This is a genomic window from Furfurilactobacillus siliginis (genome assembly GCF_001437435.1).
Lineage (GTDB): Bacteria > Bacillota > Bacilli > Lactobacillales > Lactobacillaceae > Furfurilactobacillus > Furfurilactobacillus siliginis.
Genome location: NZ_JQCB01000013.1, coordinates 32208 through 41583 on the forward strand (window position 1 = coordinate 32208; position 9376 = coordinate 41583).

The 9376-nt window shown below is 44.6% G+C and carries 7 protein-coding genes; 6 read left to right on the plus strand and 1 reads right to left on the minus strand.

The genetic code is table 11. The features are described from left to right. Positions 1-345 precede the first annotated feature (345 nt). The 6 genes from IV55_RS08400 (at position 346) to IV55_RS08425 (ending at position 7934) form a co-directional block, all read left to right on the plus strand. Entirely contained in the window at positions 346-2496 is a 2151-nt protein-coding gene (locus IV55_RS08400; protein WP_057811244.1) for a PBP1A family penicillin-binding protein, read from the plus strand. A 96-nt stretch (positions 2497-2592) separates the two neighbouring features. Continuing rightward, on the plus strand, positions 2593-2937 hold the full coding sequence (locus tag IV55_RS08405) for a YlbF family regulator (protein WP_057811246.1): 345 nt from the start codon (positions 2593-2595) through the stop codon (positions 2935-2937). Positions 2938-3012: 75 nt separating this feature from the next. Further along, positions 3013-4239 carry a metallophosphoesterase family protein gene (locus IV55_RS08410; protein ID WP_057811247.1) on the plus strand — a complete coding sequence of 409 codons (1227 nt, stop codon included), beginning with the start codon at positions 3013-3015 and terminating at the stop codon, positions 4237-4239. Then, positions 4236-6716: an ATP-binding protein gene (locus IV55_RS08415; protein WP_057811249.1), complete on the plus strand. Its 2481-nt coding sequence runs from the start codon at positions 4236-4238 to the stop codon at positions 6714-6716. Before IV55_RS08410 ends, IV55_RS08415 begins: the two co-directional genes overlap by 4 nt. Before the next feature lie 16 nt (positions 6717-6732). After that, positions 6733-7701, plus strand: a complete 969-nt coding sequence (locus tag IV55_RS08420; protein ID WP_057811251.1) for a 3'-5' exoribonuclease YhaM family protein — start codon at positions 6733-6735, stop codon at positions 7699-7701. A 35-nt stretch (positions 7702-7736) separates the two neighbouring features. Beyond that, positions 7737-7934, plus strand: coding sequence for a hypothetical protein (locus tag IV55_RS08425; protein ID WP_057811252.1), 198 nt, complete (start codon positions 7737-7739; stop codon positions 7932-7934). A 67-nt stretch (positions 7935-8001) separates the two neighbouring features. Here IV55_RS08425 and IV55_RS08430 read toward each other — a convergent pair whose 3' ends face one another. Next, complete coding sequence (locus IV55_RS08430) at positions 8002-8913, minus strand: peptidylprolyl isomerase (protein WP_057811254.1); 912 nt, start codon at positions 8911-8913, stop codon at positions 8002-8004. Positions 8914-9376: the final 463 nt, after the last annotated feature.

The following is a 9376-nucleotide window of genomic DNA, read 5'->3' on the forward strand; positions in this document are numbered from 1 at the left end:
CACCTACCGGGTTGAAGCCCAACCCGTACGGCAGTTCTAGGTCTTGCTCACGGCTTCCCGACTTTTGTCCCACTCTCGCACTCCTCCCATTAGAGGCCATTAGCAACGGAGACAAGCTGTCATACCGAGAGCATAGGCTGCGCAAGGATTGCGCGAAGCCGAAGCGGTAAGGTATAACAGCTTGTCGACGGTGAGCAAAGCGAACTTGCTAATGGCCTCTAATGGGAGGACAAGGCTTGCCATCATAACCGTCTTAAAAAATCTGTAAAGCTCACGCCAAGAGTGAACAGTCAAAAGATGAATGTGGTACGATACCCTGGACTAATTAACGAAAGGGTCAACAATATGAAGCGTAATGAACATCCGGATTCACAGCAATCCTGGCGCGATAATGCCATCGTGCAATGGTTTGGCCGCATGTGGCATCGTTTGTGGAAACACATTCGCCAGTTCTGGCACCGGTTCCAGCTGACCCGGTGGTTAATCGTACTAATCCTAAGCGTCGTGTTTGTCATGAGCGCTTACTTAACATTTGAAGCTAAGACGGCTCATGTGGGAAATTTAAAAGCGGCGTTGTCACAACCGACCGTCATTTTTGACCGCAAGCAACAAAAGGCGGGGGAATTATATTCGCAAAAGGGGACATATGTGCCACTTGAAAAGATCTCACCGAACATTCAAAATGCAGTGCTTTCAACAGAAGACCGCAATTTCTACCATGAGCATGGTTATTCCGTAAAAGGTTTAGGGCGGGCATTCTTCTTGCTGGCGCGTAATAAATTATTACACCGCAATATGATTAGTGGTGGAGGATCGACGCTAACGCAACAGCTAGTCAAAAATGCGTATCTTTCTCAAGAACAAACGGTTACGCGGAAAGCACGCGAAATCTTTCTATCCATTGAAGTCGAAAATGTTTATTCTAAGTCTGATATTTTAGCGATGTATTTAAATAATGCGTACTTTGGACACGGGGTATGGGGTGTTGAAGATGCCTCTGAACGTTACTTTGGTAAGCATGCAACACAACTGACAGTGCCAGAATCAGCTGTGTTGGCAGGAATGCTCACGTCACCAAGTGGGTACAATCCGGTGGATCAGCCACAAGCAGCGAAAGCGCGGCGTAACGTGGTCATCGGCTTGATGGCAGATAATAAGAAGCTATCTGAGGCAGATGCGGCGGCTTATCAAAAAGTTCCGTTGACGACGACCAATAATTACGCGCCTGATAGTTCTTACAAATATCCATACTTCTTTGATGCGGTGATTGATGAAGCCATTTCTAAATATGGTTTGACTGAAGCGGACATCATGAACCATGGTTATAAAATCTACACAACCTTGGATCAAGACCAACAAGAAACGATGCAAAGCTTGTTCAAGAATCCAGCCAACTTCCCTGCTAATACCGCTGACGGAACGATGGTGCAAGCTGCAAGTATCGCGATGGATCCGAGTGATGGTGGTGTGACGGCCGTCATGGGTGGCCGTGGTGAGCACGTGTTCCGAGGATTTAATCGTGCGACGCAATCTAAGCGATCCCCAGGTTCGACCATCAAGCCGTTTGCTGCATATACACCTGCTTTGCAAAATGGGTATTATTACGATTCCGAACTGCAGGATAAAAAGCAGTCGTATGGATCAAACAATTACACACCAGGCAACTACGGTGATGTTTATCGCGGTGAAGTACCGATGTATCAAGCTTTGCAGAATAGTTACAATGCACCCGCAGTTTGGTTGTTAAATAAGATTGGTGTTCAAAAAGGGTATGATTCCGCGCAACGCTTCGGATTAGACCTTGATAAATCTGATAATAACTTGGCGATGGTACTAGGTGGTATTAAGAACGGGGTATCACCACAAACGATGGCCCAAGCGTTCACGGCATTTGCCAACGGTGGTAAATTAACGCAAGCGCATTATATTACTAAAATTGTGGATGCATCTGGTAAAGTCATTGTCGATAATGATTTTGACGAACCAAAACGAATTATTAGTAAGAATGTTGCCGATGAAATGACGAGCATGATGCTTGGAACATTTTCACACGGAACAGGGGTGACTGGTAAGCCAGCCAATTACCAAGTGGCTGGTAAAACAGGGACCACGGAGGCCGACGGTGTTAACGATACTGCCGGAACCACAGATATGTGGGTCGACGGTTACACACCGGATATCGTCATGGTGAACTGGGAAGGCTTTGATCAGACTAGCAAAGGCAATCACCTGGATGTTCCTGATGGTGTTTCAGTGGGGCATTTATATCAAGCCGAAATGACGAATATTTTACCAACCACGAAACAAACACCATTTACAGTGAAAGATGCCAACGTACTCGCTGCATCTGAAAGTGCTTCTGCTAGTGGAAATGTGTGGGATGATATTCAAAATGGTGCCGATAAAGTTGGAAAATCTATTGGTCACGGGGCAGATTCATTGCTACAAAAGGCCGGTGACTTATGGAATCAATTCACTGGTGGGCTTGGTCGTTGACCGATGAAATTCTAAACGAACACTTGTTTTGTTTAGACTGTAAATGCTACACTTAAAGTTGAATACGAAATGTAAATACTAGGAGGCTACCCAATCATGGCAGCAGATATTTTAGCAGACGCTAAGACAATGGCAGACACCTTTAAGGCGACTGACGAATTTAAAGGTTTGAGCGATGCTTATAATGTAATGAAAGAAAATCAACCTGCATTTGACACGTTTAAGCAATTCCAAAACATGCAAATGACAATGCAACAAAAGCAAATGCAAGGTGCTGAATTAAGCGAACAAGAAATGAACGATGTTCGCGAACTTGCGACTAAGGTTGGTAACTTTGAAGAAGTTAAGACCTTAATGCAAAAAGAAGAAGCTGTGAACAACTTGTTGAACGAATTAAACAACGAAATCACTAAGCCAATTCAAGACTTATACCGGGATTAAGCAATCTCTAACAGCAGTCAGGTAGTAGCGGAATTTCCGCGGCTGCCTGGCTGCTTTTTTACTAGGAGAAGATAAATGAAATTTATTCATGCAGCAGATTTACATTTGGACAGTCCGTTTTTAGGCTTACGTCAGCTACCAAATGCCTTGTGGCAGACACTGTACGATGCACCATTTACGGCCCTACGTCGGCTAGTCGATGATGCCATTGCAACACAGGTAGATTTTGTCTTATTTAGTGGTGATATTTATGATCGCAAGGAACGATCTATCGCTGCGCAGGCCTTCTTTTTAGAGCAAATGCAGCGACTACAAGCAGCTGCAATTCCCGTTTATTTGAGTTACGGAAACCACGATTACACGACTGGTAGTAGCGACAACTTACAACTACCGGCTAATGTTCATATCTTTGGCAATGATGTCGAGACCTTTAAACTCACGACCACCGATCATTTGCACGTGCAGCTGACTGGCTTTTCTTATGCAAATCGGGCTGTGACCGAAGATATGGCAGTCGCTTATCCCGAAAAAATGGCTGGTGCAGACGTGGCAATTGGCTTGTTACATGGTGCCGTTGCTGGTGTCAGTACGGAGCACGCAACATATGCACCCTTTACAGTGGCCGAATTACAGTTAAAGCAGTATGACTACTGGGCATTAGGCCATATTCATGCGCGGCAAGTGTTGCATGAAGCCCACCCATGGATTATTTATCCTGGAAACTTGCAGGGGCGGCATGTCAAAGAGACAGGTGCGAAGGGCTATTATCTGGTGACCAGAGCAGCTAGTGGTGAGCTAATCCCGGAATTTAAAGCCGTTGCACCAGTCGTTTGGGAAAATAATGTAGTAGATGCACAGCAAATCACCTCATCAGAGGATCTGTTAGCAGCAATTAAAACAGCTTTACCAGCTTTGCCTGAGTCTGCCGAGAAAGTGACATTAACTCTGATTGCGGTTACGTTGAAGCATGCGACAACACTACCAGAAACAGTTCAGGATCGTTTACAAAATGGTAGCTTACTAGCAATCTTACAAAGACAATTACCAGCGCAGCAGATGGTGGTACGGATTGATGAAACAGCTGATGATAAGACGACCACGGCGCTTACAGACTTAGATCAGGCTTATTGGCAAGCAGCAACTAAACAAGTGTTTACAACTGACAATCTGACACGAACAGCTGGTCAATTACTGGCAGAACCACTATTTCAAGCAGCATTGGCCAATCCGCAAACATTAAACAACCTTCAACAAGGTGCAGAGTCCTTACTGAAATCTGCAGGTAAGGGGGATGAAGCATGAGAATAACGCATATTCATATTGATGGTTTCGGTAAGTGGCAAAATGTCGATTTTGATGTTGATCAAGAGTTACAAGTGTTCTATGGCCACAACGAAGCTGGTAAAACAACGTTACATCGGTTTATTAGCGGTGTTTTGTTTGGCTTTGCGACAGCTAAACATCCTGCCGCACAATATTTACCCAAGCAAGGATCTGGCTACGGCGGTAGTGTCACCGTTGTTGCTGATAATGATGCGCATACGCGTTATCGTATTCAGCGGACGGCTGGCAAAGCAGGTGGGGACGTTAGTGTCTATAATGTGACAGCCAATCAGCCGGAACCTGAGGAACGGTTGCAGCAGCTGCTTGGTTCCGTTACAGAGACAGTTAATTCAGCGACGTTCAGTTTTGACTTGGCGGATTTGCAACGCTTGACAGCGACCAGTGAGGCGGATTTGATGGCATTGGTGCAACAAGTGGGCGCCGTTGGTAGCCAAACCTGGTTGGGTCAGGCGACTGATTTGAATGCGAAAGCAGATGCAATCTACAAACCTCGTGGGCGCAAACCTGAGTTGAACCAGGCGTTAGCGACGTATCATACCTTGCAAGAGCAGGTTGCAGTAGCCGCAGGCAAATATCCGGCATTTGTTCAGCTACAAAAGCAAATTGACGATGATGAACAAGCACAAATGGCGCAGGTAAAAACGATTGATGCGTTAACGCAAAAGCGAGAACAACTGACGACTGCCAAACGATTGTGGCCCAGTTATGAGCGTTATCGAGGATTGTCACGGTCAGCACCGGCAAGTTTAAATATCAGTGATACTGATTACACAGCATTTTTACAGTTAAAAACGCAACATGATCAACTAACAGATACGATTAATCGGCAAAATAGTGGGATGCAAGCAGAAGCTACAACGTCAGCTGAATTAACCTTTTATTTGGCGCATCGACAGGCATTTGCCGTACAAGCTGACCAATTTGCCAGCGTTGGTGACTGGATTCGGACACGCCAACAGCAGCGACAACAGCTTAATGATGATCAGCAGGAAGTGCAACGAATTCAAACACAAGATCAGTTAAGCGAGCCTTGGCCAATACCATTTACAGAAACGGAAAAAGCTGAGGTGCAACAACTGACTGCGAGTGAAGGCACAGTAACGTCTAACCAGACACATCAGTGGCCCGTTGTTGGTGCAGGTGGCGTTGCGATTATTCTGGGACTTTTATTGAGTGGTGGCTTACGTTGGTTACTGTTCCTTATTGGGATTGGTTTGCTGGCTGCCGGTTGGCTTAACGTGTTTAAGCAGCCACTACCAGAAGCAAACGCGCCGCAAACACGATTGCAGGCTTTGGCTAAGTCACATCATTTGAATGGTATCGACCCCAGTCAGTGGCTTGGACTACAAAACGATTTGCAGCGTTTAGAGACATTACAAACGCGCCAAGTAACTGTGAATAAACAGATTGCCACGCTTAATGAACAGATTGCACATTATTTTGAGCAGTATGCCTTTGCCAATGATTGGTTGCCGCTGCAAAAGCGGTCGGCTGCAGATGCGTTAACAGCTGCTCAGACATTTGAGCAACGATTGGTGACGCAAGCAGCAACAAATGATGCACGGATAAAACAACAAACGACGACGGTTAAGAATCTGACTGATATGCAGCAACAGCTGACAATCGTTGACCAGAAGCGTGCTCAAATATTGAGCCGTTATCAATTGCAAACAGATGATCAATTAATCCAGGCTTATCAAACACAATTGAGTAGCGTAACCAAATCTGCTCAGCAACAAGCGCTCGGTGAACAATTCACGCCAGCATTACAGCAACAACTAGCGCAATTTAACGATGAAAAGGAAATTGAGCAACAATTGCAGTTAACTAGTGAGCGATTGGGGCAGACTAAACAAGCACAGCAGACACTAAATCAGCAATTAGCAGACCATCGGGCAACGTTTAAACAACAAAGTGCCGATGAATCATATCTGGCGTTGCAGCAACAGGTTGCCAATCAGGAAACCTTACTGACCGATTTACTGCATGATTGGCTGACTGTTTCGTTAGCACAGCAGTGGATTCACGCAGCGTTAAGTAATGCCTCGGCTGATCGCTTACCTGCTATTAGCAAACGAGCGGAAACCATTTTTGCCGCGCTGACGCTAAACCACTATACTGAAATTAAATTGACTGACACGAATCTATTTGTGACTGAGGTTGGTGGTCAACAATTTGATGCGGCTGAACTATCACGGGGAACATTGGAACAACTCTACATTTCGCTACGGTTAGGGTTTGCGTTAGTGATGGCTCAGCAGACACCATTGCCATTAATGATTGATGATGCATTCGTCGATTTCGATGCAAAACGCAAACGGGCGATGATCGATGTGTTGCGAGAAGCGTCGACACAAGTGCAGGTGCTGTACTTTACAGCTGATGATCTAATGATCGGTGAAGTTGCACTAAAGCAATTAGAAAACTTAGATTAAGTGAAGGGGATACGACATGGCAGAAAAGCAGTTATTGAATTTTAAAGTCGATGAGCCATTTGAATTATTTGTATTGCTAAAAGGCGCGGATGTTCGAACGGCCAAGAATGGGAAGCAATTTATCCACCTAACTTTCGAAGATCAATCGGGAGAATTAGCTGGAAATCTTTGGGATGCCAGTGAAACAGATGTTGCAACTTATGTGGCTGGAAAAGTGGTTTTTGTTCGTGGTCAAAAAGAACTTTACCAAGGAAATCCACAGCTAAAAATTATGAACCTACGTGCTGCCAATGCGGGTGAACCAAATGACCCAGCAGAATTTATTGCGCATGGACCAATGAGCCGTCAGGAGATGGAAACGGCTGTCTCAAAAATCATTTTTGATATTACGAATCCTACCTGGAACCGAGTGGTTAGGACGTTGCTGCAGCGGCATGCAGATGACTTCTACAGTTTTCCAGCTGCCAAGAAGAATCACCATGCCTTTGCAGGCGGACTGGCTTATCACACGATTTCGATTGTACGGTTGGCAAAGACGGTTGCTGATTTACATCCTAATATTGACCGGTCATTATTATATGCAGGTGCGATGTTGCACGATTTAGGTAAAACGGTCGAATTATCAGGGCCAGTATCGACGACCTATACGCTGGCTGGAAACCTTATTGGGCACATTGTATTGATCGATGAAGAAATCGTGAATGTCTGTGTTGAGTTGAATTTTGATCCTGAATCTGAGGACATGATCCTACTGCGTCACATGATTTTGGCACACCACGGTCTGTTAGAATACGGATCACCAGTGCGACCACATCTGCTTGAGGCAGAAGTTTTACATGACTTAGACGAATTGGATGCTTCGATTCAGATGATGACAACAGCCGTGGAACACACGAATCCTGGCGATTTTTCTGAGCGTATCTTTGGGATGGACGGTCGGAATTTTTACAAACCGTTAGATGAAACGGATAGAGTACAAGATTAACTGCATACTGCCATTAATAGCAGGGGGTAATCATCGTGATTTCTAAAAATATCATTATCATCATGTGTATCGGTATTTGTTTTGCGATGTCATATTTGTTTGCTAGGCATTATCGGAAGTATCCTGATCGAAACTTTTATGGGAAGTACTTAACGAATACTGCTTCCTTTTGGTTTCTTACCATTGTGGCGACGGTCGGGCTGAGTTATTTGCTCATTAAGTTAATTATTTAGTTGCAGCAAAAAAGGATTGTGGAAAAGCAAATTTGCTTTTCCACAATCCTTTTTCATTTGAATAGGGTTACTTAGCTGCAGAAGTTGCGGATGATGTGTATTGTGATAAGACATCCTTCAGGTCAGAATCCTTGATGGAAACATTCCCGTTCTTCAATTCCTTAGCAATGACAGATTGTAAGACAGTACCGCCGTTGTTGGTGTCCATGTCTTGATCCCAAATCTGTTGTTTCAATTCTTTCTTGTGATCTTGCCACTTGCCCTTAGCAGGCTTGTTTAACATCTTGATAACGTAGTAGCTCTTTTGACCAGTTTGTGAATTGGAATCTTCAACTGGTTCCTTGGTGTATTCACCGTTGTTCAACTTGAAAGTTGCTTTTTTCAAAGAGTCGTCTACAGAAGTCGTGGCATTGTCGAATCCAGGAACTTTACCACCTTTGTTTTTGCTGCTTGAATCTTTGGAGAATTTTTTGGCTGCATCAGAGAAACTCATGCCACCGTTCAAGGCATCAATGGCCTTAGTAGCGTCATCTTTTGAAGTTGTAGCAATGACTGCAGTTGAAACTTTTGGCTGCCAGTCTTTAAATTGCTTCTTCATGTCAGAGTCGCTGATCTTAACGTCGTTTTTAACGGCTTCCTTCAGCAACAGGTTCATGCGAAGCGTATCCTTTAAGCCTGAAGCAGTGGTGCCTTGTTGTTGCAACATGCCATCGAAGCTAGAACCGTACTGCTTCTTTAACGTGTTGTACTGGCTATTAACTTTCTTAGTAGATACTTTGTCGCCATACTTCTTGTCCAATACTTTTTTGATGATCATTTGTTGGAGGACTTGTTTCCCCTGACTAGTGGTCTTCAGGCTTGAGTAATATTGGTCTTGAGTGATTTTGCCACCGTTAGTAGTCGCAACAGTCTTGCTACCACATGCAGCAAGGGACAGTGCCATTAATAAACCAGCTGGAACAAGTAACCATTTTTTCATAAATTAAATTCCCATCCATTTCATAATTTATTGACGTGACGCTAAATATACAAGGGCTATCTTACCATAAATCAAGGCAGACGTAGAATCTGCTGGTTAGCTTAAGGGAATATTTGGAATCATAACAGAGTGCGAGTCAGGCTGTTTTAGAACAGAGAGCGAACCAGCCCGGTAAGTCGCGAGCAATTGCAAGCGGGGCGGTAGGCGTCGTGAAACGACACCGGACGGTCAGCAGGCAATGCACAGCGGACTTGGGCTGGTGAGCTCGTTTCAGCCAAAGTGCAAGGGGAGTTGTTTCACGCAATAAAAAAGCGTGTTTAGGACATAAACTATCTTGTCCCAAACACGCTTATTGATTTACGAGCTTAAGTAGCGAAAACGTGCAATGCATCCCATGACCCTGTGCGGCGATGTTACACTCCAAGTGCAACACTTATTGAAATAAAAAATACCCATGACAGGG

Bases quoted from the DNA above. Each gene is read 5' to 3' on its own strand.
- IV55_RS08430 (WP_057811254.1), bottom strand. From the start codon at position 8,913: ATGAAAAAATGGTTACTTGTTCCAGCTGGTTTATTAATGGCACTGTCC.
- IV55_RS08405 (WP_057811246.1), top strand. From the start codon at position 2,593: ATGGCAGCAGATATTTTAGCAGACGCTAAGACAATGGCAGACACCTTT.
- IV55_RS08415 (WP_057811249.1), top strand. From the start codon at position 4,236: ATGAGAATAACGCATATTCATATTGATGGTTTCGGTAAGTGGCAAAAT.
- IV55_RS08400 (WP_057811244.1), top strand. From the start codon at position 346: ATGAAGCGTAATGAACATCCGGATTCACAGCAATCCTGGCGCGATAAT.
- IV55_RS08410 (WP_057811247.1), top strand. From the start codon at position 3,013: ATGAAATTTATTCATGCAGCAGATTTACATTTGGACAGTCCGTTTTTA.
- IV55_RS08420 (WP_057811251.1), top strand. From the start codon at position 6,733: ATGGCAGAAAAGCAGTTATTGAATTTTAAAGTCGATGAGCCATTTGAA.